The sequence below is a fragment of the Neptunomonas sp. CHC150 genome (assembly GCF_030397555.1).
Lineage (GTDB): Bacteria > Pseudomonadota > Gammaproteobacteria > Pseudomonadales > Balneatricaceae > Neptunomonas > Neptunomonas phycophila.
Genome location: NZ_JAPNXU010000012.1, coordinates 285,764 through 310,909 on the forward strand (window position 1 = coordinate 285,764; position 25,146 = coordinate 310,909).

Genomic DNA, 25,146 nt, shown 5'->3' on the forward strand with positions numbered 1-25,146 from the left:
GGTTTTTTTGCGGCAGTTTTTGAATTATCTGCCGCAAAAAAATAGAAGGTAGTGTAGGGCGTATCTTTTTACTTAATAGGAGTAAGAAATGCTAATAGAACCAAAACGTTGTGGTTTTTTCTGAGACCTGAACTCTTTTGTGCGGTGAACATGCGCGTACGATATTTTCCAACGATCATAGATTGCCGACACACCGATGGCCGCGTCGGCTACAAAATACTCTTTGTCAACTGAGTGACTATCCGTGAAGGTATTTCCATCTAAAAAGATGTTGTGTAAAACTGCGCGCGCATCAATCGATACAAAGCCATGAATACCGCGACCTTCATAACGCAGTCGAGGGTCACTGTTTCCCGGTGCGCTGTTATCACCACCAGGACGCAAGGCTGAGGTACCAAAGTCATCAGGGAGGTTCCAACCAATTCGGTATTCAGCGCCTAGGTTGCCGTAGGTTGCAACGTTACCTACACTGCCGCCCGCATGGGTAATAAAGTCGTAGCTGATATCGTTATGCAAAGTGTTTTTGTATAAGCGATGCTTGTGCTCATAAACAACTTGTATGCCTAGCTCGTTACGCAATTGGTTATCCCAACCTTGGAAGGTTTCTATGCCTCTTAGGTCGTGGATAAAATCTTGTGTTTCATGGGCGTAGGAGGCAGGGCCTACTACGCCTAAGTTGACCTCAACTGAGTTCATTTTGTTATCAGTTTTGGCGTGATAACCAAACCCAGCATAAAGCCAACCGGCAAAAGGGCGGTCGTCAGGATCGACTGTTTTGCGTTTTTTATCCGTTGGCGTATACATCTCTTGGCCAATGGTAAAAATGAGCTTTCTTTGGACATTATCTGTGTAGCTTTCTGTAACGGGGTATAGGGGGCTAAATTGTGCGTTGATGCGCCGCAGCCAAAGTGGGATACGCTCATCTAAAAGGTAGTTGTCGAGGTCGGGCGATACCCATGAAAAACGAACGCCGTTGGTATAACTTTGATCAGTACCATCAAATAGGTCGTTTTCAAAGTAGGTATTAAATGTCCATGGATCAGCGGCATAGCTAATCGTAGGTAATATGGCTAATAATCCAGCGCTAATTTGCTTTTTCATAGTCTTCCATCGCTAGGAACTGTATTTAAAACAGTGATACGCGCTGACGAGGACTTCGGAGCACAATTCGCCAGCTAATAATACACAATAGTATAAATAGCAGTAATGTAAGCTGTGGGAGCGATAAACCCAAGAAATTTGTTGTCGTTGGAAGACATTCATTCTGTTCGGTAAAAAAAGCCATCAATTCGGAATTATTGGGTAGTAAACCGAGCCAGGAGTCGAGTTGTAAGCTGCAAGAGTCCGAAGGGGTCGGCGTATCCGGTGCGTACCATAGATACCGCCCGGTGAGTAACAAGCCCACGGTGGCAAGCAGGACACTACAAAAACCCAGTAAGCGTTGGCCAAATTTCCAAGGGTTAATGATAAAGCCCAGTAAGAAAATAAACGTTAAGCACAGCAAGCAAAAGCGAATAGCAATACAAGCAGCGCATTGAATATCGCCAAGCTCATTACTGAGGGAGCTGGCAGCAACGGCAACAGAAGACCCCGACAATACTAAGCCCAAAAAATGTAATTTCCGATACGTAAAAAAGCCGGAATCTTTCTGCTTTGCCATATAAACCTCTTAATTAGTATAGGGCAGATGGAAAAAGTAATTACTGTTTGGTCCAGCGACCGTCGGGTTGTAAAAGGTACTCTCCTGACTCAGCTCTTTGGTAAAGCCGTTGAGCCATACGTTTGGCGATAATATCGGTAGCTACTCCTGCTTTGGTAGCGCTCTCTTGATAAGCCGCTTTACGTTGAGTGTTGATGCTGTCTACCAGCTGCTTAACAGAGCTGTCGGCATTAGCGCTCACGGCCGCTATGTATCCTTGTGGGGTTTCCCCTACGAGCCCTTGGCTTTTTGCCGCGTCTAAGCTCAAAGCAAAAGCGGGTAATGAAAGCAGCAAAGATAAGAATAAGGTATTCGCAATGTGTTTTATCTTCATGATGATGCTTCCCTAGAATAGATCTTTTTGATTAGTGAGTAGGGTGTCGACTTCTTTATCAACTTTAACAAGAATCTCGTGCTCAATTTTAACATTGAGGTTGATAGTAATTGGCTCATTAGGGACTTCGACTTGTACCTTAGGTGAGCACCCTACTGTCAGTAATAGCGAGGTGAGTAAAATGGTTGTAGGCACGCTGTATTTTTGTAATAACATTAGTTAGCTCCGCCGCCTTGTTATTGTTTTTTATGCTGAAGTTGCTCTGCTAATTTGTCAGCAAATTGCAAACTCTTCATAAGCTGTATCAAGTTTTCTTCTATGTTGATTGAGAAGTTAACCGGTTGTCCCTTATTCCAATCAGGGTTGCTACCCGATAGTTGCGTTTGCAGCAACAAATCACCATTGCTCTGATAATTGGCATTGGCGCTTAATGTTGTGTAATTAAAATTAGACAACGCATTAAGTGCGATCCCCAATCCTTGATTATTTTGCCCCATTTGTCGCACATTATCCGTTGGTTCGTAGCGGATATTTCCGGGTTGTACCGCTTTGATATCTCCTGCTTTAACCGCTAGTTTGCCTTGATGGTAGGTTAAGGGAATTCGCCCACTCAATAGGCCTTGGCCTGTTAAGCCGGGTTGATTCTCAAGTTGGAGTAGTTGGTTTAACGAAAGTTCACTGACCTCAATATCGGTACGTATATTCATATCGTTAAACGTAGTGTAAAAAGGAGTTGCTGTTAACGTGCCGCCTAATAGCTCAGCTTGTAGGGCGTTAATGTTAATGATGGGGTCTTTAGACGTAAGTTGGTTGATGCGGTATTCGGCGTTTAGTTTTTGCAAAGAATAACCCTGCTCAACCTGTTTCACGGTCAATGTGCCTTGTTCATCGATTCGTTTGTCACGCAAAAAGGTGGTGCTCTTGGCGTTAATGCCTTCGATAGCAATCTTTTGATACATTACATGAAGATCACGCATCAGGTGATTGATCTTTCCATCCAGCGTACCGTCCCACCAACTGAGAGCGCCGTTTTGACTGTAGAACCCTTCGCCAATTTGTATGTCGATAGGCCATTTAAAGGGGAGGTAGTTGCGCCATTTAAGCGGCAGCTCATTGGTTGGTATTTCTTTAAGGTGCCAGTTGGTTTTAAGTAGCTTGTTATTAATCACATATGAAAGGTCACCGGATAGATCGATATCTAAAGGCTCGTTAACAAAGAAGTAGCTGGTTTTCAGAGTATCTGGTGTAAAGGTGAAAAGGCCCTTTGCAAAAAAGGGCGGTATAGGATCTTTACCTAACTGTACTTTAAGCTCTTTAAGAGTGTAGCCTGCAGAGAAAGTTTGCTTGGCGGCGTTAACAGATTGGATATCGAGCTCAATGGGTTCACTAGCAAGTGTCATTACACCAAATTGAGCATCTTTATAGGCCAGGCTGATGCGAAATGGTGACACGGTAAGTTTATCAAAATAATTCACCGTAATCGGGCTTTGGGTAGTGAAGTCGAGTTTGTCGATATGCCAATCATTGTTGCCTAAGTTGAGTGCTGTTATTTTGCTTTTAGGTGTAACCTGGACTTGCAAGCCTTTGTCATTGGTCAATTGTGTTTCGGTTTCTATGTTGAGGTTCACTACTTTTATCGTTTCTAGCGGAGACAGCGCCACAATATTTGTTTTGCTACTGTCCTCAAAACTTAATGCTTGCAGCCAGGCGGTTGTGTCTTGGGTCAGCGTGCGCTGCAAACTGATTTTTGCTCGGCCCTTTAGGGCGCCGGTAAAACCAGGAATAATTTGAGCAATAGAGCCGGGAATCTGCCATAGCAGCTCGTGAGCTTTAGCTAGATTAGTTTCATGGTTGGCGGCAATCAGAATAGCTTTTTCGTCTTCGACCGCTCTGCCTTCTATATCGATAACGGACTGGTTGTCGTGTAATAGCGAAAACGAGAAGCGGTCGTTGGCCGTGAAATGTAGGTCAGCACGGGCCAAAGGTTGAGCATCATAGTAGCCTTCTACACGGCTAAACAGTTGTTGGTTTTGCAGGGCAATGTTACCCACCAGTTTAATGTCTGGGCGCGATCCTAACTGCAAGGTAGTCGTCAATTGGCCAATTAAAATTTCGGCAGCCGGTGTTTGCTCTATCCAAAAAGAGGGTAAGAAGTTTGCTAATTCTACAGCGAATCCAGAAGCTTCAGTGTTAGCTATATTTTCCGATTGGTTGAGATCCTTTGTCGAGATGACAACTGAAGCCTCGGGGATAGTTATCCGCTCAAACGTCCCTGAAAACAGCAGTCTTAAAGGTCTGTAATGTAAGGTAACAGGCCCTGCTTTGAGTGTGGAATGGCGGTCCGGCGTGTTTTTGGTGACTTCTAACTGTTTGATCAGTAGCTCACGGTTAGTGGGGTAAGCGACATCGAAATGCGGATCGTCAAATCCTTGTTCGCTTAACCAGCTTTCTACAGCCTTGCTCGCCAAAAAGGGTAAGGCTAAATAGAGCGCCACTGGGATAACTATCAATATTGTCAGGCTTGCTAAAATCCATTTTTTCAACCTGTTACTCCTTACTACTTATATCAACATCATAGGGGTTGTTTGTTGGGGATTACCTAAGCTTTCTGACTACGTTCAAGCCATCTCTCACGGTTAAGAATACATTCTCAAAGTCAGGGTCAGCCGCAATAATACGGTTAGTTTCCACTAAGGTGTCATCTATTTCTGATTCAGGTTGTACTACCTTACCTGACCAAAGCACGTTGTCTAAAATGATCAAGCCACCCGGTCGAGTCAGCTCTTTAACAGCCAACCAATAATTCAGGTAATTACGTTTGTCGGCGTCAATAAATGTAAAGTCTAATGGGCCATCAAGTGTGGCTAATGTATCTAAGGCACGGCCGAAAATTACATCTATTTTGTGCCCGTGTTCGCTGCGATCATAAAATGTTTGGGCAAACTCAATAGCGCGAGGGTTAGTCTCGCAGCAAATTAGTTTTCCATCCTCTGGCATGCCTTCGGCAATAGACAGAGCCGAGTAGCCAGTAAACATACCAATCTCTAATGCACGCTTGGGTTGATGTATCGCACTCAGCATCTTTAACGTTCGGCCTACTAGGCGGCCAGAAAGTTTTTGAGGCCAGCCCATATTTTGGTTAGTTGCATCGATTAGCTCTTTTAGTAAAGCGGGCTCTTCGCTTGTGTTTAAAAAGGCATAATCTTCTACGGCTTCGTTAACCAAGTACTCCATTGTTGCGGGATCTCTCTTAACAGTATGTGACTCGCAAATCAGCTTGGTGCTGAATTGCGTGTTTTGGGTTACGCGGCTGTGCGCGGCTATTGGGTAATATGATACCACTCTAAATTGTTTTAAACGCTAGCTTATCGCACCCTTATGTACGCTATATGAAGACGCATATAGGGTTGAACTGCGTTTTGATCTACAATCACCCGCTTATTCATCAGTTGTTGGAGTTTTCGTTGTGGAACCATTATTTGTTTTTTTGTTTTCGGGCTTCGTTGCAATGTCAGCTGCGCTGAGTGCTCGGGATATTAATAAACTACCTGAAGAACAAAAGACAGGACGATTAGCTAGCCGCAATGCACAGGTTGCCGTTGTATTTGCTGGCAACTTGGCGGCTCTTACGCTGGTGGGGGCGTTAGCTTACGGTATGCGTCAGCTGGAGTGGTGGATTCCGCTCGTATGTGTGTTTATCAGCTTTCCGGTTGTGCATTTCGTGTTTTTTCAGCGTTTATGGAGCGATTTGATCAATCTGAGTTTGATGACTTTACTGGTTATCGTTGCGATCGCTGCTCTCTACTATTACTGGTGAAGACATGACGTTATCGTCATTATTAGCTGATTCCTCTTTGGTGGCGGCACTGATTGTCGGCTTGTGCGTGCTTGTTGTTATGTTACTCATATTGTTAGTGCAGCGTTCGCGCTGGATGGCTGCGCAGCAGACATTAGAAGAATCATTGCAGCAATATCGATTAAATGAAGTGCGTTACGAAGAGCAAGGCCGGCAAGCTGCTAAGTTGGAAGATAAACTCGAACAGCTTGTTTATGAAAATGGTGAACTGCACGAGCAGCTGTCTATTCGACAAACTCAAATGGCTGAAATGGACGCGCGTTATCAAGCTGAGAGGGCAAGTCATGAAGAGAAAATACGCTTGCTGAGTGAGGCGCGTGACCAGCTGCGGCAGGAGTTTCAAAATTTAGCGAACCAGATCTTTGATGAAAAATCGCAGCGTTTCTCTGAAAATAGTCGAAAAGAAATGGGTATGGTACTCACGCCTTTGCGCGAGCAGCTAGGAGATTTTAAGCGCAAAGTAGAAGATGTGTATGTACAAGAGGCCAAGGAGCGTAGGGCGCTGCATGCCGAGATTCATCAGCTAAAGCAGCTGAATCAGCAGATGAGTCAAGATGCGATCAACCTAACACAAGCGCTGCGTGGCGAGAGTAAAACTCAAGGTAATTGGGGTGAGGTTATTCTTGAGCGGGTTTTAGAAGAATCGGGTTTGCGCAAAGGTCATGAATATCAGGTGCAGGTTACTTTAAAGGATCAACAGCAACGTTATCAGCCGGATGTGATTGTGCATCTACCTGACGGCAAAGATGTCATTGTTGATGCTAAAGTCTCGCTAACGGCTTACGAACAATATTGCTCCAGTGATGATGAGCAGGTTAGACAGCATCACCTGAAATCGCACCAAGTTTCGTTGCGCAATCATGTTAGAGGCCTGAGCAACAAGGCTTATGAAAAACTAGAAGGTGTGCGATCCCTCGATTTTGTGTTGATGTTTGTTCCAGTTGAAGGCGCATTTTTATTGGCTTTAGAAAATGATCCGGAATTATTTCGTTTTGCATTTGATCGCAACATTATGTTGGTGAGCCCTGCCACTTTATTGGTCACTCTTAGAACGATTCAAAACATCTGGCGATATGAGCACCAAAACCAAAATGCGCAAGAGATAGCGAAGCGGGGAGCTGACCTTTACGATAAGTTTGTGATATTTGTGGAGTCGTTGGAGGATATCGGTAAGCACCTGCATCGCGCCCAAGATTCCTATGAACAGGCTTATGGTCGATTATCGACGGGGCGTGGCAATCTGGTTCAGCAGGCGATGAAGCTGAATGAGCTGGGGGTTTCCGGTAAAAAAGAGATTCCGAAAAATTTGCAAGATAAGGCAATCGATCACTAGCTGAATATGTTGTTTGGAATATTGATAAAAAGCCGCGTTCATGCGGCTTTTTAGTGGGCGTAAGACTGGATCAGCTTACGGTTTTTGAGTGCGGTGTAACTCACGATCGAATTGGTATTTTTTAGAAGTAACGTGCGTTTCCATCGCGCGAATACGTTGATCTATTGAGCTGAGTCGGTCACGTATTTCGTAAATGCGGCTGGTGGCGGCTTCTTTATGGCTAAATACTTTCTGTTTAATATTTTGCGGCCCGTTTGGATTTTTAGGGGGCGTTTCGTGGTTATAAGTCCGTCCAGCATAAGGAGCCTCGGAGCGGCTTGCTATAAGAAACCAAGCTGCAATGTAGGCTAAGAAAGCAAAAGACCCGGTAAACATAAACAATAGTATCGCTATAATTCGTAAGCCAGTAGGTGACCAGTTCATATTCTCGGCTAAACCACCACATACTCCGGCAATCCAGCGAGAACGTCGACTTCTGAATAGGTCGATATCCCAACCGCGGTTTTTAGCATCAAACATAAAGTACTCCTTTTTCCTAGGCAGAATGGCGATCACGCCAATCAGGCTGCTCGGCATCTAAGATGGTTTCGAGGGTTTGAAGGCGCTCTTCTACGCGATCGAGTTCGTTTAATGTCGCCTCCAGTGTTTGTTTGTCCTCCTCAGAGAGCCCTTTAGAAGCCCGCCATGTAGCGGCATAGTGAAGCACCAACCATAAAGGGAGCACTAAGCCGAGGAAAATGACCGTCGGAACAAAAAAGAACACAAAACTGGACATTATTGATCACCACTCGTTAGAGGGAGGGAGCAAGCATAACTCCCACCCATTACCATTAAAGTGAGCCGCATTTATTTTGCTTTTTGGCTCATGCGCGCTTTTAATTGCTCGAGCGCTTGATCGACCTTTTCGTCGCGGGCTAGGTCTTGGATTTCATCGGCTAAGTCTTTGCTGCCTATATCGTAACTTTCGACTTCCGCTTCCATATCGTCCATTTTTCTTTCATAACGTTCAAACTTTTCGAACGCTTCATTCAGTTTGTCACGGTTAAAGCGGCGACGAATCTCAAGCTTAGATCGTGCTGTTTGTTCGCGTGCTAGCATAGATTTTTGCTTAGCTTTTGCATCGTTTAGCTTTTGTTGTAGCTGCGCAACTTCGCTATTGAGGTCAAGCACATGCGAATCTAACGCAAGCAATTCTTCTTTTGCAATCTCTAAGGTCTCATTTGCAGCTGATTGCTCTGCTAATGCAGCACGCGCTAAATCTTCACGGTCTTTTAGTAAAGCTAAAGCAGCTTTTTCTTCCCAGGTGTCTGCTTCTTTTTCAAGAGCCGCCATGCGGCGTTCTAATGTTTTCTTATCGGCCAATACTTTGGCGGAAGTTGAGCGTACCTCAATCAGTGTTTCTTCCATTTCTTGAATCATGAGGCGGATCATTTTTTCCGGATCTTCAGCGCGATCCAATAAAGAGTTTATGTTCGCGTTAATGATGTCCTGAAAACGAGAAAAGATACCCATGTGAATCTCCTGTGGCTGTTATCGCCTTTTTGGTTAAACACACCCGGCAAAACAGGTGTCGGGGTAGATGTGTTGATGTTAGGTACCCAGCTATAACTGTGCCATGTTTTTAAGTTGCTGATTTATATAGATTTTAGTTGTTGGTAGGATGTTTTTTTGATTTATGGTTGGTTTTTATGGCTAATTTATAGCTTTTAATGCTAAATTTTAGTTTATGAGGCTAAGTGATAAGACAAAAATATTAGGTGAATCTTCCCTGATGCTTGATCTAATGGACCAAATTTCGCGATTGGCACCATTAAATAAGCCCGTGCTGGTTATTGGGGAGCGGGGAACGGGTAAGGAGTTAGTCGCAGAGCGGATTCATTTTTTGTCGGGACGCTGGGATCAAGCTTTTCTCAAACTCAATTGCGCCGCAATGAATGAGAACTTGCTTGAAAGTGAATTGTTTGGACACGAATCCGGAGCTTTTACAGGGGCCTCAAAGCGTCATGTAGGGCGGTTTGAACGGGCTGAAGGCGGAAGTTTGTTTTTGGATGAGTTAGGTACCAGCTCATTAATGGTACAAGAGAAGTTATTACGTGTTGTTGAATATGGTGAGTTTGAGCGTGTAGGCGGGCAGCAAACTTTGCAGGCCGATGTTCGGTTAATAGCGGCCACCAATGCAGACCTATTAAACATGCGAGAAGAGCAGACTTTTCGAGCGGACCTTTTAGATCGTCTAGCATTTGATGTGATTCATATCCCGCCCTTGCGCCATCGCCAAGATGATATTTTGTTGTTGGCTGAGCACTTTGCCCAGCGCATGTGCATTGAGTTAGGGCGCGAGTATTTCCCCGGTTTTTCCGCCGCCGCACAAGATGACCTGTTGAGTTACGCTTGGCCCGGCAATGTAAGAGAGCTAAAAAACGCTGTAGAGCGCAGTGTGTATCGTGAGTCAAATCACGAGCGGGCAATTGAAACCATGGTGATTAACCCCTTTATCGCACCTTGGCATGTCTCGTCTGCAGTAGGAGCCGATATTGATTCTTCACAACAGTCGACGGTTATCTCGGCTTCGCCCAACGGGCCGGACGCCACTGAACGTCCCAACTTAAATAAACCTCAGTGGGAGGCGCAAAAGGATGAAGCGGCAGATTTAGAAACTCAGGTTAGGGGATTGGAGCAGCGCTTGCTCATAGAAGCGCTACAAGTGAGCGGCTATAACCAAAAAATGGCAGCTGATAGGTTGGGTTTGACATATCACCAGCTAAGATCACAGCTTCGTAAATATAAAATGATACCTTTAAAAAGGTTTATTGAGCGGATGAATAAGCAGGGTGACTAGCGTTTACGCTTGGTTTTTGGTGAGCTATAAAACCCAAAAGTGAATGAGTTTTTGTGAGAGATTTAATCATAATTGGTTTTTGATATTTCTATGAATAATCAAAATCAAATATTGATATTTTATATATTAATCAAAATTAAGTTTTGATATGTACGTTTTTTTCAAAATAGGATTTTGATTTTGGTTAAAAAATAACCGGTGGTTTTTTGGCGGAAGTTTTTAGTTTTTTAGCAAAGTTTGAAAAATAAAGAGATCGCTATCTCATTGAAATAACAATAAAACGTTAAAGTTCTATAAATAATTGCCGATTTAGTATTGGCATATACTGGTGATTTTTTGTACATTTATACTTAATGTAAACGCTGCGGTTTCAGCTGTTTTTAAACACCAGATAGCATATAATTTACAAATTACTTATTACTAACGTACTTTCACGAGTTAATCATCGGTCGCTAAGATGGAAATTGAGCATAATATGATCGTCGCACTTGATATAGGCACTTCAAAAGTGGTGTGTCTAGTTGCGGAGGTATTGGCGGATGGCCAAGTTGAAGTAGTCGGTATCGGCTCTCATCCATCCCGTGGGCTCAAACGAGGTGTCGTTGTTAACATCGAGTCAACAGTTACATCAATTCAGCGGGCAGTAGAAGAAGCTGAATTAATGGCCGGTTGTAAGATCCATTCGGTAACGGTGGGTATCGCTGGTAGCCACATCAGCAGCATGAACTCTCACGGGATTGTTGCCGTTCGTGAACGCGAAGTAACCGAACACGATTTAGAGCGCGTAATTGATGCTGCCAGTGCAGTGGCAATTCCGGCAGATCAGAAAATCCTGCATATATTGCCGCAGGAGTATTTAATTGATCACCAAGAAGGCATTAAAGAGCCGCTTGGTATGTCTGGAGTTCGCCTAGAAGCCAAAGTGCATCTAGTAACAGGCGCGACTAATGCCATTTTGAATATTGAAAAGTGCGTGCGCCGCTGTGGCTTAGAAGTCGATGGTGTGGTGTTGGAACAGCTCGCGTCCAGTTACGCGGTGCTGACCGAAGACGAGAAAGAGCTAGGCGTTTGCATGGTCGATATTGGCGGTGGCACTACCGATATCGCGGTATTTACGGCAGGTTCTATTCGGCACACGGGTGTGATTCCTATTGCTGGTGATCAAGTAACTAATGATATCGCCATGGCATTGCGAACACCTGCGCAGCACGCTGAGAAGCTTAAAATTCAGTATGCCTGTGCCTTGGCTCAACTGGCGAATGCAGATGAGACGATTAAAGTCCCTAGTGTAGGTGACAGACCGCCTCGGGATCTATCGCGCCAAGCGCTAGCCGAAGTGGTTGAGCCTCGATATGACGAATTATTTACCCTAATTCAAACTGAGCTACGTCGCAGCGGTTTTGAGGATCTTATACCCTCGGGCATCGTTTTAACTGGCGGCACCGCAAAGATGGAAGGTGTTGTTGAATTAGCGGAAGAAATCTTTCATATGCCCGTTCGTTTGGCAATGCCGCAGGGCGTTCGGGGTATGGATGATATTTTACAAAACCCTATATTTTCAACAGGGATGGGGTTGCTGCATTACGCCGCACAGGGCGGCCAAGCCAGCAGTAGTGCGACCACAGCACATGTCCCGAAAATGAATGACGACCGTTTAACAAATTTAAAAGCCGATACGCCGTCTGAAAAACGAACAGAGAAGGAACGAAAGGTAAAACCGGTTAACGAAGGGCCGGGGTTGCTAAGCCGATGTAAAGATTGGCTGAAAGGGAATTTCTAAGTCAGTAATAGTGCTGGCTTGGATTACATAACTAGAGATAACTCGCGCAGTAGACGTTGTAGGCGCGGACCTGAAGGAGATTAGATCATGTTTGAAGTAGCTGATAGTTTGCCACAAAGCGCTGTCATTAAGGTGATTGGTGTAGGTGGCGGTGGCGGTAACGCCGTGCAACACATGGTAACCGCTGATGTTGAAGGCGTTGAGTTTATCTGTGCTAATACAGACTCTCAAGCACTACAAAATATGCTGTCTAAGGCGGTTATCCAAATTGGTGGAGAGCTGACTAAAGGCTTAGGCGCAGGCGCTAACCCAGAAGTAGGTCGTGAAGCCGCGCTTGAAGACAAAGACCGTATTGCCGAAATGATTACTGGCGCTGATATGGTCTTTATCACAGCAGGTATGGGCGGTGGTACGGGCACAGGTGCTGCCCCAATCGTGGCCGAAGTTGCTAAAGAGCTTGGCATTCTTACAGTAGCGGTTGTTACTAAGCCGTTCCCGTTCGAAGGCCGTAAGCGAATGAAGATCGCTGAAGAGGGGATCAAAGAATTAAAAGAGAATGTTGATTCATTAATCATCATTCCAAACGAAAAACTCATGCAAGTAATGGGTCGTAACTGTAGCCTTATTAACGCATTCAACACAGCAAACGATGTACTGCGTGGTGCGGTTCAAGGTATCGCCGATCTAATTACCCGTCCAGGTATGATCAACGTCGACTTTGCAGATGTTCGCACTGTTATGTCTGAAATGGGCATGGCAATGATGGGTACAGGCGAAGCGCGTGGTGATGATCGCGCGACAATTGCTACGGAAGCGGCGATTAACAGCCCTCTACTTGAAGATGTTGATTTAAAAGGCGCTCGCGGTATTTTGGTTAACATTACAGCTGGCTTAGATTTAAGCTTGGGTGAGTTTTCTGAAGTGGGCAGTATTGTTGAAGAATACGCCTCTGAAAACGCGACGATTGTAGTCGGCACGGTTATTGATGCCGAGCTAAGTGATGAAATTAAAGTCACAGTCGTTGCTACAGGGCTTGGACAGGCGCAAACCGAAGAATTAAAGGTGGTTAATGGTGGAACAACATCGCGTGTTGTTTCCTCTTCGCCATCACATTCTCACTCTGCACCATCGAGCAGCCGTTCAGATTTTAACCAACTGGATTTGCCAACCGTTTTACGTAATCGAGCGGATGAGCGTCAGCGTGCTGCTGCACCAGAGCAAGAGAACGACATGATGCAATCCGGCATGAAGAAAACAGGCACTGACGATATGGATTTCCTAGATATTCCGGCCTTCCTTCGTCGTCAGGCTGACTAATCTACTGGTCTAACGACCTTTCAGGTGCTTTATTTGGGCCACTCTTTGAGTGGCCTTTTTTTGTATATGTCATATAGTCGTCACTCACCCATGGAAAAATAACAGTAAAAAAGGGGGCTCTATGCGCAGTTTGTTTTCAATTTTCTCTATCTTCTTTAGGCTAGGTTGTTGGTCTTTTGGTGGACCTGTAGCGCATTTAGGTTATTTTCAACGCGAATTCGTTGATAAAAGGCAGTGGCTTTCAGAACAAGAATATCTGGAGTTAATTGCTCTTTGTAACTTTTTGCCCGGCCCGGCTAGCTCGCAAACCGGAATGGCGATTGGCTATCAACAACGTGGTGTTCTGGGAAGCTTAGTGGCGTTTGCTGGGTTTACGTTGCCGTCCATGCTGCTAATGATCGCCTTTGCATTGTTGATGACTACGCAGCTCAGTAATGACTTAGAGGCCATCTTACACGGCTTTAAACTGCTGGCCGTTGTAGTTGTGGCGGATGCTATTCTAAAAATGCTCAGAGCGTCTATTAAGAGCCATTGGCACAGTGCTTTGGTTGCCGGTACGGCTATAGCGGTCTTACTATTACCCGGTGCGGCAGCACAGCTGATCATATTGTTATTCGCCGCTTGGCTGGGTTATTTATTTATGCAGCCTAAAATCTACAACCAGACCCACTCTGATCTATCTGAAAAAAGTACTTCTGGCGCTAAAGTGAGCCAGATGGCTGCTATTGCATTTGTGGCTGGATGGGCACTACTTCTGGTTGCTTCATGGTTGCTACCCTCTACGGCGTGGTTAGAAAGCATTTACCGCGTGGGTGCAACTGTATTCGGTGGAGGCCATGTCGTTTTGCCATTGCTCAGTGCCGAGCAAAGTATAACGAGTACTGTTATGGCCAGTGAGCTATTAGCCGGTTACAGCATTGCTCAAGCCATACCAGGGCCTATGTTTACCTTAGCCTCCTATTTAGGCGTTATGTTGGGTAGCGGTGTGTTAGGCGGTGTCATTGCAACAATCCTTATATTTTTACCAGGCTGGTTGTTGTTGCTTGCTGTACTACCCCACTGGGAAAACCTACGCAGTAACCGGACACTTCGCGGCATTTTAGGTGGTGTTCAGTTAGGTGTTATCGGCTTATTAGCAGCTACCTTGTACAGCTTTGTTTGGGTAGGCACGGTAAACGGTGCTATGGATATGGCCGTTGTTGTGGGTCTGTGGTGGTTGCTGTGTTCACTAAAGTGGCCTGTGTGGCGAGTTGTTCTCGTGGCTGGTGTTAGCGGATTGGTAGCCTTTGCTGGCTAGCGGATAATCGGTTAAGCCCGACCATCGATACAAGGCGCGAAGAGTAGGCGAAAACTGCTTATTTTATTTGCAGTTAGTAGTCAGTATGCTACTATGCGCGCCTCATAACGGTGAGGTGTCCGAGTGGCCGAAGGAGCACGCCTGGAAAGTGTGTATACCGCAAGGTATCGAGGGTTCGAATCCCTCCCTCACCGCCATTAGATGTCCTAATCTATTGTTTTAAAATTCCTTTTTGGTTAATTTTGTTTTTCGACCCGTCATAAGTTTTTTTTTATTCTTTTAATGGAATTCGGTGTTCCTGATTCCCGCTTTATGTCTCATACTGATTGTAGGGGGGAATTAGGGAAGTTAGCCTTAGGTTAGTCGTTTAGAAGGTTTTAGACCTGCGCGTCGTACAGCTAGATCGACGCTGTTATTTTGTTAGAGTTTGTCGAAGTGGTAAGGGCTCTCGGCATTAAAAACGCGTCTGTACTTCTCTCGTGATTCTGGAGGGTAAGTGTCTTCAATTTCACAAATTTGAACTTCAGATAGTTTGCCTGCATTAACCCATTGCGGCGTCCGATCAGCCTTAGAGTGATACACCAAGCTTAGAGTTTGGATGTAAAGGCTGCCATCCTCTTCACGGATTAGCTCTCGTGGGCTAGCACCGTAACCTTCGTAGCGTGTTGGTAGCATTTTGTGAGATGTGTTGTCCTCTACGGAAACATAAAAACGATAATGACCTAGCATGTCTGTCATATTAATTTGCCTGTATAGTTGATTCGAAATTTTAGACAAGCATGTAAGGTATTTGTTCCAATTTCTTAAGCAATTTTCATTCCAGTTTCTACTTTTACTTGTTGCGTTGGAGCTTTGCACCATTTCCAAGATGGTATTACTTTGGTACTCGGCGTCTTTCAAAGTCCGCGCTGTTGGTTCGCTGCGTCGTTCTCAGCCACGTAATAATCATCACTCTTGCGTTGAGACCCAAGCAGCGCCAAGCTCTACCATGCGACAGTTCAAATCCTTGCCATTTGACCACTCTGCATAGATCAAACGTTTGTAGCTTTCGATTGTGGTGCAGTCCAACGTAACGCGACGTATCCCCACTAGCGAAGATAGCTACTCTTTCTATTTCGCTAAAGTCTTATGATGTTGATTTTTTCTTGGTTTTCATGCTTTGGCGGTTCCGTAACCCAGTACTCGACGTCAGGGCCTAAAAAACTTGTTACTCGATCAATTATCTCAGGTTGAGCAAGGTGGCCAAATGAAACTTTTTTTATAGCTTTAGTTTGGTATTTAACTTTCTGCCAGTCCTGTGACTGTGGTTTTGCGCTTCGTACAATACAAAGTCGAGTCTCTGCTTCAGGTAGGAACTCAATCCGTTTAGTTCCAAGTAGGTTCCGTAAAACGGCTTTTTCGAGTAACGTCCTTCGTTCTCCTTCTACCAAGTAGGGCCAGATAGGATTTAGTTTGTTAGGGGCGCTCATGTGCTTGTATTTGACTTCACCGAAGTAACAGTCATGACCTGCGAGATTATCTGGAAAAAGTTTATCGGAATCATATTCAAATGCAGCACCGCGGTACTCAGCTCCATAGGTGTTCCACATGTGTGTTGATGTGTCGTTATTTGTGAAACAAACGATGCCTGAAAATTTTCTGATATTAAGGCTATTGTTCTCGTATCGCGACATCTCGTTTTCGATGAATCGTTGTACTAGGTATTCATCCTTAACTAAGTAGTTTAGGGCCAACAATGGCGTATTGGGATCGTCCTTGCTCTTATTGACGAGGCATGAGTACCTTTTATACTGGGTATTAATATTTGGAGGTTTAACACAAACTTTTACGTTTAGTTCAAATTCATCATCTAAATTACAGGCTGTGGACTGCCAAAAATATCCTTCTTCAAGCGCTATTAAATCGTTTTCATTCAGGGCTCTAAATCTGTAAACGCTATTAGCCATTGCGAATAATCCTATTGGTGCGGCGTAACTTATTCCTAATGTTAGTTTAACGGAGTTGTGTTTTCAGCGTCTGCAAGGTCGACCCGTCAACTTACACTCTATTAAATATTAGATTTAAGCCTTCTTCTACATTCGTTCCTCCTGTCGACGACATTGAAATGGTGTTTGCTCATATTTTGCTATTTTATATACTTAAATACCGTATCAAAAATGGAATTGTTCATATGAGTTTGGAACGCTATACCTTGCAAGATCGGTTAATAAGCTTTGTGGCAGGGATGGTTTTCGCGGTTCCGACGGCGGGGTTTATTTGGCTTTTCACAAATACAAAATTAGCCGTGTGGGGGCCAGACGGGGCATTTCTTGGCTCAACGGGTTTTTGGGCTGTGTTGGGAACCTTTGCGATTATTGCTTTGGTTGCTCCAGACTTATTTCCTGATTTTTTAGGAAAGGTATGGCAAACAATATTGAGAGTAGGGCATTGGTGGTAGTTGAAAGCTAGCTATACGTATTCAAACGGATAGCTGGCAAAAAGTGTCATTTAGATTGCATCCATTCAACCCATCGCTCCATCCTTACTTCTTCATCGCAAACTGGTTCGCTAAGGTAACGCTCAGTTCCATCTAGGTAATACTTGACAGTTATATCATTGATAATCCATGCATTATTTTCTTTGGCGAATGTTAAATAATAATCCATTGGGATACTGTCTTGGTTGTTACCCTGAACCATTAAACATCCGTAATCATGATCAACTACTTCTGAATGAGAAATTTCATTTCTCATTTCAAACGGATAATTCGCTAGGGCAGCTGCGAAACCTTCTTTATTCGAGTGAGCTTTGCTATTTTGCAATGTTTCCCATAAGTCTGGGCTATACAGGGTCTGTTGATCCGTTGATGATTCTTTAGATTGATCATAAGCGCCGTATAGTTGCTCGGTCGTGGTCTGCTTTGATACAAGGCCGCAGCCTACAAGGCAAAGGTTTAGCGTTAAAACTATACTAAGTTTCATTTGGGAGCACTTTGATCAATACTCATTAGCTAAAATCCTTTTAACTATTTCTCATGAAAGTTGATCCTGAAACATATCAAACCTTTAAATTACTTTATAGCCTTTTGATTTATCTAATTGATTTATCTAAAGCGCTCCGAAGAGCGCTTTGATCACTCTAGTGGCTAATCATCCACGGGCGCATGGATGGGAACATCTTGTTGCCTTCGGCGGTGTAAAAGAGGTTACTTTTCTTTTTAGGTTGGCATCCGCAGTTGCTGCCGTGTTTGTGTGCGTGCCTTGCTGCTTCTTCTGCTTTTTTCTCTTTATGTTGCGCCATGGTCATGATCTCTGGCGCATGCTGTGCTTTTTCGTTGCGCTCGATGGCTTCACGCTTTTCTTTGAGCATATTCAGAAATTCTGGTGGTAGTGTTAAAACGCGGGCAGAAATTTGGCCGCATTGCGGGCAGGCGCACGGTTGGTCGTAGTCTTCTAGGGTGGCAAGTTCTTCAAATACACCGTGTTTTGCGCATTTATATTCGTACATTGGCATGGTGTGCTCCTTTATTCCTATTACGGGCAGCCTAGTGATAGGCTGCCTTTTTATACGAAGGGTGGGCTTTATTTACTCTTTGTCAGGCGCTAACGGTATGTCGATGCTGCCATCGAGGTGTTTTATTGGGCCGTCGCTGTTGGGTTTGATATCAAAGTCGAAGATATCCGTCGGTAACCATAAGGTTGCACAGGAGTTTGGAATATCAACTACGCCGCTAATGTGGCCCTGCACAGGTGCACAGCCGAGGATGGCGTAGCCTTGAGCGGGAGAGTAGCCAAACTTCGTGAGATAGTTGATCGCATTAAGGCAGGCTTGACGATACGCAACGCTAGTATCCAGATAGTGTTGTTTGCCATCTTCATCCACAGAGATGCCTTCAAAGATGAGGTAATCATCGTATTTAGGCACCATTGGGCTTGGTTTGAAGATTGGGTTTTTAACATCATACTTTTTCATGCCGTCTTTGATTAGATTAACGCGCATGTGTATCCAGCCTGCCATTTCGATAGCGCCGCAGAAGGTGATTTCGCCGTCGCCTTGGCTGAAGTGAAGGTCACCTACGGATAAGCCAGCACCGTCTACATAAACAGGGAAGTATACTTTTGCACCGCGAGTTAAGTCTTTAATGTCGCAGTTACCACCGTGCTCACGAGGAGGGACTGTTCGCGCGCCTTCGCCAGCGGCTTTGGCTTTATCGTCACCTTTCATGCGTCCCATGTGCGCTGTTTCAGCAAAGGGTAGGCAAGCTAACGCGGGTTCGCGTTCTGGATCGGTATCAAAGAGTTCTTTCTCGCGCGTGTTCCACATCTCTAACATGTCTTTTGAAGGCAGGCAGCCAATTAAGCCTGGATGAAGAATACCGGCAAACTCGACACCGGGAACATGGCGCGATTTTGTAAACATGCCGTTAAAGTCCCAAATCGACTTTTGGGCTTCTGGAAAATGATTGTCGAGGAAGCCACCGCCGTTTTTCTTTGAGAAAAATCCGTTAAAGCCCCACTGTTGTTCTGCGAACGCACCAATGTCGAGGATGTCGACTTCCAATAAATCACCGGGCTCTGCGCCTTCGACGGCTATAGGGCCGGATAGGAAATGGACTTGAGTGAGGTCTACATCGCGGACGTCGGATGCGTCGTCATCGTTTTTTATTTGCCCGCCGGTCCAGTCGAAGCACTCGACAATAAAATCATCACCGGGTTTTACCGTAGCGACCATTGGGATGTCGGGATGCCAACGGTTGTGCACGTTGTCATGCTCGTAAGCGGATTTGTTCAGGTCGATTTTAATAATTGTATCGGTCATCTTCTTTCTCCTTACGAAGTCATTTTGGCTTCTTTAAAAAGTGGACTTTGGTTCTAATGGTTGATGCGTGTCTGTGGACGTTGCATCGTTTATGGGTAGTAACGTGAAAGTTAAGCGCTCACCGTTTTCGGTAGCGTGATACGTGCTGGCCGCTTCTGGGTAAGGTGGGTTTGTGATCATTGCTTCGGCTAGCGGGATAATGACAAGCTCTCGATAGCGTCGTTTGATTGATCGGGCACCAAACAATGGATCAAATCCATATTGGCGAATAAAAGCGACTGCACTGTCATCAAGCTCAATAGCCACACTTTTGCGGCGTAAACGTTGGTTTGCCGCTGCGGTTTCTAGTGCGATGAGGATATCTAGGTGCTCAGTGCTGAGCGGCTCAAATAAGGCAATGCGGTCAATGCGATTAAGGAATTCAGGATCAAAGTGAGCATGTAATGCGTCGTGAATTACGGTGTCACGGTTAGGCTGAAAGGGACTTTGGAATATAAAGCGCCGCAAGAACCCCATTTTACCAGCACGCCGTTGTGCGCTGGCCCATGTGCGCGAGCCGATATTGCTGGTCATGAATATCAGGCTGTTGCAGAAGTCGAGTTGATGATTACCTGACGCAAGGCGTAAATGCCCGGTATCCAGAATATTCATCAAGCTGCGAGCAACGTCTGGGCTGGCTTTTTCGATTTCATCGAATAAGACAATACCGGGGCGGCTGGCGGTGCCGGCTATTTTGTCGGCATCAAAAAGACTGGTGCCTTCTTTACTGCCGACGTATCCCGGAGGCGCCCCTGTAATGGCTGCGCTGTAATGGCTTTGGGATAGGGTGTTCATGTCAATACGGCAAAACTGATTGCAGTCACCATGAATAGCTTTAGCTAACAGGCGAACAATCTCTGTTTTGCCAACGCCAGTATCGCCAATATATAAAGCAACGTAGAGCGGTCGGTCATTATCAACCAAGTCAGCTTTAATCACTTTTAGTTGCTGATACAAGGACTCAATGACTTTGCGCTGACCTGCAATGTGGTGCAGTAACAAGGTTTTAATTTCATCAGGGTCAAAGGCAAAGCGAGACCGCAACGGCTGGCTTTTCGTTGCATGACTTTGGCTTTGTGCCAGCGGTGTTTGAACCGCTTGGGCTGCCGGGGCAGTATCATGTAGTCGATCAGTAATAAACGGCATCCAGATTCCCCTTATAGCCACGCGTGCTCGTTGCCCCGATAGTTAACATTGCTTAGCCCATTTCCTTTTCAGATGCGCCTGCTGGTAAATTACCTACTGGGCAATCGACCACGCCTATGGTGTCGCGCGTCATGGCTTCTACATCAGATTGGGCTTTTTCGGCGTCCATCACCCAAGTGCGATAAAACTCAAATGGGCAGTCGGCTATACCTTTATCGCCGTCGCCTGAGTTGTGCACGCCGGTGTAGCCTCGATGGAGTAATTTGAATAAGTGGTTTTGTGATTGGTCGTTGGCGCGTGCATCACGTATTTGCGATACCGAGAGTTGGGCGTACTGGATACCCATGTCTTCTTCACCGCACTCGCCAAGTGTGCGTCCGTCAAAACCAACAATGGCTGAGTGTCCAAAATAAGAATACACACCGTCAAAGCCAGCGGCGTTGGCTACCGCAACATAGCAGTTGTTGGCCCAAGCCATGGTTTTAGCCATCATGACTTGCTGCTCTTTGGCTGGGTACATATAGCCTTGGCAACGGACGATGAGTTCAGCACCACGCATAGCGCAATCGCGCCAAATTTCTGGGTAGTTACCGTCATCGCAAATAATTAAGCTGATTTTCATACCCTTCGGGCCGGTTGTTACATAGGTGCGATCACCTGGATACCAGCCTTCGATAGGGCACCAAGGGATGCATTTACGGTATTTTTGAACGATTTCACCCTCGTTATTGATGAGCACTAGCGTGTTGTAGGGTGATTTATGAGGGTGTTCTTCGTGTTGCTCACCGGTGAGTGAAAACACACCCCATGTGTTGGCTTTTTTGCATGCCGCAGAGAAGATAGCGGTCTCTTCTCCGGGGATGGTGGTGGCTGTCGCCATCATTTCGTCTTTGTCGTACATGATCCCCATGGTGCTGTATTCGGGAAACACAATAAGATCCATGCCGGGGAGCCCTTGTTTGATACCAATGATCATGTCGGCAATCTGTTCGGCGTTGGCTAAAACATCGGATTTAGTGTGTAGGCGTGGCATCTTGTAGTTAACTACGGCTACACCAACGGTGTCTGGGCTGCTTGATATATCACCGTGTCGCATGGCGTATTTCCTCTATTTAGTTGAAAAGTCAGTCATCGTTAAACGGATAAGTAACGAGCAATGGTGTCTGGGTCGGCATCGGCACAGGGCACGTCATGGACGATGTTGCCTTTTTCGATAACAAGAATTCGATCGGCAACATCCATCGCAAAGCTCAGTACCTGCTCGGATACAAGAATGGCGAGGCCGTGTTCGTCACGTATTTTGCGTAAGGTGCGTGCCATTTCTCGGATGATGGAGGGTTGGATGCCTTCGGTCGGCTCATCCAGCAACAATAATGAGGGGTTGCTGGCTAAGGCGCGCGCAATGGCAAGTTGCTGCTGTTGCCCACCGGATAAGTTGCCTCCACGGCGGTCTTTCATTTCTTTAAGTACTGGAAACAGTTCGTAGAGATGCTCGGGAATACTGTTGCTTTTGGTGGAGGTAAGGCCGGTTCGGATATTCTCTTCAACCGTCATCGTTGAGAAAATCATACGGCCTTGCGGCACAAAGCCCAGCCCAGAGGCGACACGTTGATGGCTTTTCATGCCACTAATTTCAGTGTCTTTTAACGCGACACTGCCGCCAGCCGATGGGATCATTCCGATCAACGATTTCATCAGGGTCGTTTTACCCATACCGTTACGGCCTAACACGGCAACAATTTCGTTGCTGCCAATGGTTAAGTTCATATCATTGATGACCTTACTTTGGCCGTAAGCGACATCATATTGATTAACAGTTAGCATGTTCGTCTCCTTAGTGGCCTAGATACACTTCAACGACTTTGGGGTCGCTTTTGACATGCTCCAATGAGCCTTCGGACAGTAATTTCCCTTGATGTAGTACGGTTACGCGATGGGCAATGTCTTCTACAAACTGCATGTCGTGCTCAATCACGAGTACGGATCGATCTTGGGTAATCCGGTTGAGTAGTTCAGCTGTTTGTTTACGTTCGGCGATCGACATGCCAGCAACAGGCTCGTCTAGCATCAGTAGGGCGGGATCCTGGATGAGCAACATGCCAATCTCTAACCATTGTTTTTGCCCGTGGCTAAGCAAGTCGGCGCGTTGATAGAGGTGCTCTTTCAAAAAGATCATGTCAGCGATTTCATGAACAGACTCGATAACAGCCTCATCTCGTTTAAACATTAAAGCGCCAAACACACCGTGGCCTTTTGGGTAGGAAAGCTCTAGGTTTTCAAAAACGGTTAAGTCTTCGTATATGGATGGGTTTTGGAATTTACGCCCGACTCCTGCATGAACTATTTCATGCTCTTTCATACGGGTTAGTTCTTGATCACGGAATTTGATAGAGCCATCAGTGGCTTTGGTTCGGCCGCAAATTAAATCCAGTACGGTGGTTTTCCCAGCACCGTTAGGTCCGATAATGACGCGTATCTCTCCCTCATCCACATAGAATGAAAGGTCGTTTACCGCTTTAAAGCCATCAAAGGATACGGTTAGGCCTTCTACAGAGAGTACAAAATCTTTCTTAGACATGATTCCGGTCCTCAAGATGGGTTAGCAGGGCTAGCGTTAGGGATTGATGCATCATTGCTGTCGGTTTTTGCCGCGGGGGCTTTGGCCGGTGTTGATGAGCGGCGAGAGGCTAAAAACTTCTCTTTTAGTGTGACGTAAACGCCTGCTAATCCATTAGGGAAGGTCAGTACTACGCCAATGAAGAGGGCACCCATGGCGAATAACCATAGTTCTGGGAACGCCTCTGACATAGTTGTCTTAGCGGCATTGACTAATAGCGTTCCGTAAACCGCGCCAATTAATGACAGACGCCCGCCAACTGCACAAAAGATGACCATTTCGATGGAAGGCACGATGCCAACTAAGGTCGGTGACATAAAGCCCACTTGAAGTGTGAACATAGCTCCGCCAATGGCTGATAGCATGGCAGCAAAGCAGAACACAAAGATCTTAAAGTTGGATACGTCATAGCCTGAAAAGCGCACCCGATCTTCTCGGTCTCGAATGGCTACAAGTAGACGGCCTAGCTTACTTTTCATCACAAATTGCGATAGCAACAGCACAGCAAATAAGCAGCCTACGCATAGAAAGTAGAGGACGTATTTGGCGTAATCTGAGCGGATATCCCAGCCTGCTAGGGTGCGTAGATCTGTTATACCGTTAACTCCACCTGTGTAACCTTGTTGACCAATAATCAGAATGGTAATAATTGCGGCGATAGCTTGTGTGATGATCGCAAAGTACACACCACCGACACGACGCTTGAACATGGCTACGGCAATAATGTAAGCAAACAACGGAGCGATAAATAAGATGGCTAAAACAGTAAAGCCTAACGAGTGGAAGGGCTCCCAAAACCAAGGCAGCTCGGTGAGCTGGTTCCAGTCCATAAAGTCCGGGATACCAGGTGTAGACTGAATAGCGGTGGCTTCGGGGGTTGAGGCTTCTAGCTTCAAGTACATAGCCATTGCGTAGCCGCCTAAGCCGAAAAACACTCCTTGGCCTAAGCTTAGGATCCCGCCGTAACCCCAACAAAGTACAAGGCTAACAGCAACAAAAGCGTACGTAAGGTATTTACCGACCAGGTTGAGTCGAAAGATATCCATGGTCAGTGGAAGAATGACAATCAAAAGTAAAGCTAATAAACCGTAGTGGAGTATGTCTTTCTTTTGAAAAAACGAATGCGTACTGGCTGAAGTCGTCATAGATAGCTCCTTATTTACGAATCTTCATGGCGAATAAGCCTTGTGGGCGAATCATCAAGATGCCAACAACGAACAAGAGGGTAAGCACTTTGGCCATAGAGCCACTGAGGAAGAACTCCATCGTGGATTGCGCTTGCGAGATTGTGAATGCTGAGGCAATAGTGCCTAGCAAACTGGCAGCGCCACCAAAAACTACGACTAAGAAGGTATCAACAATATAGAGCTGCCCAGAGGTTGGGCCTGTTGATCCAATCATTGTAAAAGCACTACCTGCCACACCGGCGATGCCGCAGCCTAGCGCAAAGGTCATGCGGTCTACTTTTTCGGTATTGATACCGACCGCACCCGCCATCGGGCGATTTTGTACAACGGCGCGAACCTGGCCGCCCCAGTTAGAGCGGTACATCAACAAATATAATGCAAAAGCAATGAGCAGGGTGAGGATCATGACAAACACACCGTTAATGGGTATTTCAATCATGTCAGTTACGGCGAACGAACCCATGAGCCAGTCAGGTAAAGTCACACCCACTTCGCGTGCGCCAAAAATAGAGCGGTAACACTGCTGTAAAATTAAGCTCAAACCCCAGGTCGCTAGAAGGGTATCCAGCGGGCGATGGTATAGCCGTTTAATAATGGCCCATTCCACAACGGCACCGAGGGCACCCGAAGCAAAGAAGGCGATCACCATTGCGATAATGAAATAACTGCCATACAGGCTGGGTAGATAGTTTTCAAAAAACTGGGACGTTAGGTAGGTCATGTACGCGCCCAAAATCATGAACTCGCCATGGGCCATGTTGATTACGCCCATTTGTCCGAAAATGATGGCTAAGCCTAATGCCATCAATACAAAAATAGAGAAGAGACTAAGGCCCGCAAACCCTTGCATTGCAAAGATGGCGCCTAGCTCTGATAGTGAGTATTCAGCAAACATGATGGCGTAC

General features: G+C 45.7%; 27 protein-coding genes and 1 tRNA gene. 8 read left to right on the top strand and 20 right to left on the bottom strand.

Translation table 11 applies throughout. From position 1 onward, the window contains the following. Positions 1-72: 72 nt before the first annotated feature. The 6 genes from OW491_RS17165 to OW491_RS17190 are packed head-to-tail and all read right to left on the bottom strand — an operon-like array spanning position 73 to position 5,267. A complete protein-coding gene (locus OW491_RS17165) occupies positions 73-1,101 on the bottom strand; it encodes a lipid A deacylase LpxR family protein (RefSeq protein ID WP_290037120.1) in 1,029 nt (342 codons plus the stop codon). 25 nt (positions 1,102-1,126) lie between these two features. Then, entirely contained in the window at positions 1,127-1,660 is a 534-nt protein-coding gene (locus OW491_RS17170) for a disulfide bond formation protein B (RefSeq protein ID WP_215152246.1), read from the bottom strand. A 40-nt stretch (positions 1,661-1,700) separates the two neighbouring features. Beyond that, positions 1,701-2,033 (bottom strand): YdbL family protein, encoded by a 333-nt coding sequence (locus tag OW491_RS17175; protein ID WP_075178342.1) that lies wholly within the window; start codon positions 2,031-2,033, stop codon positions 1,701-1,703. A 12-nt stretch (positions 2,034-2,045) separates the two neighbouring features. Further along, complete coding sequence (locus OW491_RS17180; protein ID WP_290037121.1) at positions 2,046-2,249, bottom strand: YnbE family lipoprotein; 204 nt, start codon at positions 2,247-2,249, stop codon at positions 2,046-2,048. A 20-nt stretch (positions 2,250-2,269) separates the two neighbouring features. After that, positions 2,270-4,576: a YdbH domain-containing protein gene (locus OW491_RS17185; protein ID WP_290037123.1), complete on the bottom strand. Its 2,307-nt coding sequence runs from the start codon at positions 4,574-4,576 to the stop codon at positions 2,270-2,272. 52 nt (positions 4,577-4,628) lie between these two features. Then, positions 4,629-5,267, bottom strand: a complete 639-nt coding sequence (locus tag OW491_RS17190) for a class I SAM-dependent methyltransferase (RefSeq protein ID WP_290037125.1) — start codon at positions 5,265-5,267, stop codon at positions 4,629-4,631. 232 nt (positions 5,268-5,499) lie between these two features. On the opposite strand from OW491_RS17190, the gene OW491_RS17195 reads away from it, so the two are divergent. Next, complete coding sequence (locus OW491_RS17195; RefSeq protein ID WP_075172635.1) at positions 5,500-5,850, top strand: hypothetical protein; 351 nt, start codon at positions 5,500-5,502, stop codon at positions 5,848-5,850. Positions 5,851-5,854: 4 nt separating this feature from the next. Then, a complete protein-coding gene (gene rmuC / locus OW491_RS17200) occupies positions 5,855-7,222 on the top strand; it encodes a DNA recombination protein RmuC (RefSeq protein ID WP_290037126.1) in 1,368 nt (455 codons plus the stop codon). A 75-nt stretch (positions 7,223-7,297) separates the two neighbouring features. On the opposite strand, the gene OW491_RS17205 is transcribed toward rmuC, so the two are convergent. The 3 genes from OW491_RS17205 to pspA all read right to left on the bottom strand — a co-directional run bounded on the left by OW491_RS17205 (position 7,298) and on the right by pspA (position 8,734). Beyond that, positions 7,298-7,741 (bottom strand): PspC domain-containing protein, encoded by a 444-nt coding sequence (locus OW491_RS17205; protein ID WP_075172633.1) that lies wholly within the window; start codon positions 7,739-7,741, stop codon positions 7,298-7,300. Between the two features lie 16 nt (positions 7,742-7,757). After that, on the bottom strand, positions 7,758-7,997 hold the full coding sequence (gene pspB / locus OW491_RS17210; protein WP_075172632.1) for an envelope stress response membrane protein PspB: 240 nt from the start codon (positions 7,995-7,997) through the stop codon (positions 7,758-7,760). A 71-nt stretch (positions 7,998-8,068) separates the two neighbouring features. After that, the gene (gene pspA, locus OW491_RS17215) at positions 8,069-8,734 is read right to left on the bottom strand and encodes a phage shock protein PspA (RefSeq protein WP_075172631.1); all 666 of its coding nucleotides are present in this window, start codon (positions 8,732-8,734) and stop codon (positions 8,069-8,071) included. Between the two features lie 214 nt (positions 8,735-8,948). Between pspA and pspF the strand changes: the two genes are divergently transcribed. The 5 genes from pspF to OW491_RS17240 all read left to right on the top strand — a co-directional run bounded on the left by pspF (position 8,949) and on the right by OW491_RS17240 (position 14,652). Continuing rightward, positions 8,949-10,061: a phage shock protein operon transcriptional activator gene (gene pspF / locus OW491_RS17220; protein ID WP_277253389.1), complete on the top strand. Its 1,113-nt coding sequence runs from the start codon at positions 8,949-8,951 to the stop codon at positions 10,059-10,061. A 457-nt stretch (positions 10,062-10,518) separates the two neighbouring features. Next, the gene (gene ftsA / locus OW491_RS17225) at positions 10,519-11,841 is read left to right on the top strand and encodes a cell division protein FtsA (protein WP_290037128.1); all 1,323 of its coding nucleotides are present in this window, start codon (positions 10,519-10,521) and stop codon (positions 11,839-11,841) included. A gap of 87 nt (positions 11,842-11,928) precedes the next feature. Beyond that, positions 11,929-13,158: a cell division protein FtsZ gene (ftsZ, locus tag OW491_RS17230; RefSeq protein WP_075172628.1), complete on the top strand. Its 1,230-nt coding sequence runs from the start codon at positions 11,929-11,931 to the stop codon at positions 13,156-13,158. A 121-nt stretch (positions 13,159-13,279) separates the two neighbouring features. Beyond that, a complete protein-coding gene (chrA, locus tag OW491_RS17235; RefSeq protein WP_290037129.1) occupies positions 13,280-14,455 on the top strand; it encodes a chromate efflux transporter in 1,176 nt (391 codons plus the stop codon). 109 nt (positions 14,456-14,564) lie between these two features. After that, positions 14,565-14,652, top strand: a tRNA-Ser gene (locus OW491_RS17240). 223 nt (positions 14,653-14,875) lie between these two features. Here OW491_RS17240 and OW491_RS17245 read toward each other — a convergent pair. Together OW491_RS17245 and OW491_RS17250 are read right to left on the bottom strand one after the other, a co-directional pair. Next, positions 14,876-15,193 carry a hypothetical protein gene (locus tag OW491_RS17245; RefSeq protein WP_290037130.1) on the bottom strand — a complete coding sequence of 106 codons (318 nt, stop codon included), beginning with the start codon at positions 15,191-15,193 and terminating at the stop codon, positions 14,876-14,878. A gap of 380 nt (positions 15,194-15,573) precedes the next feature. Beyond that, positions 15,574-16,401, bottom strand: a complete 828-nt coding sequence (locus OW491_RS17250) for a DUF2971 domain-containing protein (protein WP_290037131.1) — start codon at positions 16,399-16,401, stop codon at positions 15,574-15,576. 224 nt (positions 16,402-16,625) lie between these two features. Here OW491_RS17250 and OW491_RS17255 point away from each other — a divergent pair, with 224 nt between their 5' ends. After that, positions 16,626-16,892, top strand: coding sequence for a hypothetical protein (locus tag OW491_RS17255; protein WP_290037133.1), 267 nt, complete (start codon positions 16,626-16,628; stop codon positions 16,890-16,892). A gap of 46 nt (positions 16,893-16,938) precedes the next feature. Here OW491_RS17255 and OW491_RS17260 read toward each other — a convergent pair whose 3' ends face one another. The 9 genes from OW491_RS17260 to urtB all read right to left on the bottom strand — a co-directional run bounded on the left by OW491_RS17260 (position 16,939) and on the right by urtB (position 25,136). Continuing rightward, positions 16,939-17,415: a hypothetical protein gene (locus OW491_RS17260; protein ID WP_290037135.1), complete on the bottom strand. Its 477-nt coding sequence runs from the start codon at positions 17,413-17,415 to the stop codon at positions 16,939-16,941. Between the two features lie 157 nt (positions 17,416-17,572). Next, a complete protein-coding gene (locus OW491_RS17265) occupies positions 17,573-17,947 on the bottom strand; it encodes a zinc ribbon domain-containing protein (RefSeq protein ID WP_290037136.1) in 375 nt (124 codons plus the stop codon). 72 nt (positions 17,948-18,019) lie between these two features. Next, complete coding sequence (fmdA, locus tag OW491_RS17270) at positions 18,020-19,252, bottom strand: formamidase (protein ID WP_075172625.1); 1,233 nt, start codon at positions 19,250-19,252, stop codon at positions 18,020-18,022. A 33-nt stretch (positions 19,253-19,285) separates the two neighbouring features. Beyond that, on the bottom strand, positions 19,286-20,437 hold the full coding sequence (locus OW491_RS17275; protein WP_215152235.1) for an AAA family ATPase: 1,152 nt from the start codon (positions 20,435-20,437) through the stop codon (positions 19,286-19,288). Positions 20,438-20,489: 52 nt separating this feature from the next. Then, entirely contained in the window at positions 20,490-21,533 is a 1,044-nt protein-coding gene (locus tag OW491_RS17280; protein ID WP_075172623.1) for an aliphatic amidase, read from the bottom strand. 38 nt (positions 21,534-21,571) lie between these two features. After that, on the bottom strand, positions 21,572-22,261 hold the full coding sequence (gene urtE / locus OW491_RS17285; protein WP_075172622.1) for an urea ABC transporter ATP-binding subunit UrtE: 690 nt from the start codon (positions 22,259-22,261) through the stop codon (positions 21,572-21,574). A 10-nt stretch (positions 22,262-22,271) separates the two neighbouring features. Next, positions 22,272-23,015 (bottom strand): urea ABC transporter ATP-binding protein UrtD, encoded by a 744-nt coding sequence (urtD, locus tag OW491_RS17290; protein ID WP_139303156.1) that lies wholly within the window; start codon positions 23,013-23,015, stop codon positions 22,272-22,274. An 11-nt stretch (positions 23,016-23,026) separates the two neighbouring features. After that, complete coding sequence (urtC, locus tag OW491_RS17295; RefSeq protein WP_290037139.1) at positions 23,027-24,199, bottom strand: urea ABC transporter permease subunit UrtC; 1,173 nt, start codon at positions 24,197-24,199, stop codon at positions 23,027-23,029. A 10-nt stretch (positions 24,200-24,209) separates the two neighbouring features. Beyond that, positions 24,210-25,136: an urea ABC transporter permease subunit UrtB gene (urtB, locus tag OW491_RS17300; RefSeq protein ID WP_290037141.1), complete on the bottom strand. Its 927-nt coding sequence runs from the start codon at positions 25,134-25,136 to the stop codon at positions 24,210-24,212. Positions 25,137-25,146: the final 10 nt, after the last annotated feature.

Bases quoted from the DNA above. Each gene is read 5' to 3' on its own strand.
- OW491_RS17165 (WP_290037120.1), bottom strand. From the start codon at position 1,101: ATGAAAAAGCAAATTAGCGCTGGATTATTAGCCATATTACCTACGATT.
- OW491_RS17170 (WP_215152246.1), bottom strand. From the start codon at position 1,660: ATGGCAAAGCAGAAAGATTCCGGCTTTTTTACGTATCGGAAATTACAT.
- OW491_RS17175 (WP_075178342.1), bottom strand. From the start codon at position 2,033: ATGAAGATAAAACACATTGCGAATACCTTATTCTTATCTTTGCTGCTT.
- OW491_RS17180 (WP_290037121.1), bottom strand. From the start codon at position 2,249: ATGTTATTACAAAAATACAGCGTGCCTACAACCATTTTACTCACCTCG.
- OW491_RS17190 (WP_290037125.1), bottom strand. From the start codon at position 5,267: ATGGAGTACTTGGTTAACGAAGCCGTAGAAGATTATGCCTTTTTAAAC.
- rmuC (WP_290037126.1), top strand. From the start codon at position 5,855: ATGACGTTATCGTCATTATTAGCTGATTCCTCTTTGGTGGCGGCACTG.
- OW491_RS17205 (WP_075172633.1), bottom strand. From the start codon at position 7,741: ATGTTTGATGCTAAAAACCGCGGTTGGGATATCGACCTATTCAGAAGT.
- pspB (WP_075172632.1), bottom strand. From the start codon at position 7,997: ATGTCCAGTTTTGTGTTCTTTTTTGTTCCGACGGTCATTTTCCTCGGC.
- pspA (WP_075172631.1), bottom strand. From the start codon at position 8,734: ATGGGTATCTTTTCTCGTTTTCAGGACATCATTAACGCGAACATAAAC.
- pspF (WP_277253389.1), top strand. From the start codon at position 8,949: ATGAGGCTAAGTGATAAGACAAAAATATTAGGTGAATCTTCCCTGATG.
- ftsA (WP_290037128.1), top strand. From the start codon at position 10,519: ATGGAAATTGAGCATAATATGATCGTCGCACTTGATATAGGCACTTCA.
- ftsZ (WP_075172628.1), top strand. From the start codon at position 11,929: ATGTTTGAAGTAGCTGATAGTTTGCCACAAAGCGCTGTCATTAAGGTG.
- chrA (WP_290037129.1), top strand. From the start codon at position 13,280: ATGCGCAGTTTGTTTTCAATTTTCTCTATCTTCTTTAGGCTAGGTTGT.
- OW491_RS17245 (WP_290037130.1), bottom strand. From the start codon at position 15,193: ATGACAGACATGCTAGGTCATTATCGTTTTTATGTTTCCGTAGAGGAC.
- OW491_RS17250 (WP_290037131.1), bottom strand. From the start codon at position 16,401: ATGGCTAATAGCGTTTACAGATTTAGAGCCCTGAATGAAAACGATTTA.
- OW491_RS17255 (WP_290037133.1), top strand. From the start codon at position 16,626: ATGAGTTTGGAACGCTATACCTTGCAAGATCGGTTAATAAGCTTTGTG.
- OW491_RS17260 (WP_290037135.1), bottom strand. From the start codon at position 17,415: ATGAAACTTAGTATAGTTTTAACGCTAAACCTTTGCCTTGTAGGCTGC.
- OW491_RS17265 (WP_290037136.1), bottom strand. From the start codon at position 17,947: ATGCCAATGTACGAATATAAATGCGCAAAACACGGTGTATTTGAAGAA.
- fmdA (WP_075172625.1), bottom strand. From the start codon at position 19,252: ATGACCGATACAATTATTAAAATCGACCTGAACAAATCCGCTTACGAG.
- OW491_RS17275 (WP_215152235.1), bottom strand. From the start codon at position 20,437: ATGCCGTTTATTACTGATCGACTACATGATACTGCCCCGGCAGCCCAA.
- OW491_RS17280 (WP_075172623.1), bottom strand. From the start codon at position 21,533: ATGCGACACGGTGATATATCAAGCAGCCCAGACACCGTTGGTGTAGCC.
- urtE (WP_075172622.1), bottom strand. From the start codon at position 22,261: ATGCTAACTGTTAATCAATATGATGTCGCTTACGGCCAAAGTAAGGTC.
- urtD (WP_139303156.1), bottom strand. From the start codon at position 23,015: ATGTCTAAGAAAGATTTTGTACTCTCTGTAGAAGGCCTAACCGTATCC.
- urtC (WP_290037139.1), bottom strand. From the start codon at position 24,199: ATGACGACTTCAGCCAGTACGCATTCGTTTTTTCAAAAGAAAGACATA.
- urtB (WP_290037141.1), bottom strand. From the start codon at position 25,136: ATGTTTGCTGAATACTCACTATCAGAGCTAGGCGCCATCTTTGCAATG.